This is a genomic window from Pseudomonas sp. GD04091 (assembly GCF_029836165.1).
In the GTDB taxonomy this organism is placed as follows: Bacteria; Pseudomonadota; Gammaproteobacteria; order Pseudomonadales; family Pseudomonadaceae; genus Aquipseudomonas.
In genome coordinates this window covers 1-604 of sequence record NZ_JAOEBG010000055.1, presented here as the reverse complement: position 1 = coordinate 604, position 604 = coordinate 1, and the positions used below count along the sequence as shown (strand labels likewise).

General features: G+C 60.9%; 1 protein-coding gene. It reads left to right on the top strand.

Annotation, left to right across the window (positions count from 1 at the left end):
• Positions 1-604, top strand: a 604-nt coding sequence (locus tag N7422_RS26845; protein WP_347815279.1) for an immunoglobulin-like domain-containing protein, incomplete at both ends; no start/stop codon positions are given.

The window sequence follows — 604 nt, the reverse complement described above, 5'->3', positions numbered from 1 at the left end:
AGATGGCGATACCCTGACCGTCGGCATCACCGACGCCAGCGTTGAAGGCAAAGCCTTCGAAAACCTCGAGCTGGGCGGTGATGCTTCGGTCCAGATCACTGACACCATCAGTGAAGTAGTCGCCACCCTGTCGGCGGACAAGACCACCGTCACCGAAGGTGGCCAGATCACCTACACCGTGACCCTGACCAACGCCCAGGGTCTCTCGGTCACCGGCCACAACGGCCTGACCTTCACCCTGTCCGATGGCACCAAAGTGACCGTTCCGGCAGGCAGCGCGACCGGCACAGTGACCATCACCGCCCCGGATGACGTGTTCGTCGGTGGTCAGCCAACCATCACCAACAAGCTGGAAGGCGTCACCGGCGCGGACAACTTCGAAAAACTGACCTTGGGTCAGGACGAATTGAGCACTTCCGTTACCGACGAGCCGGGTACAGGTACTCCGGGCACCGGCAACGAAGGCGACAAGGTCAGCGTGACCATCGTCGGCAAAGGCGGTGTCACCGAAGATCAGCAGCCAGCCTTCACCGTCAAGGTCAGCCAGAAGCTCGATCACGACCTGACCGTCACCTTGTCCAACGGCGACAAAGTGGTGATCCCA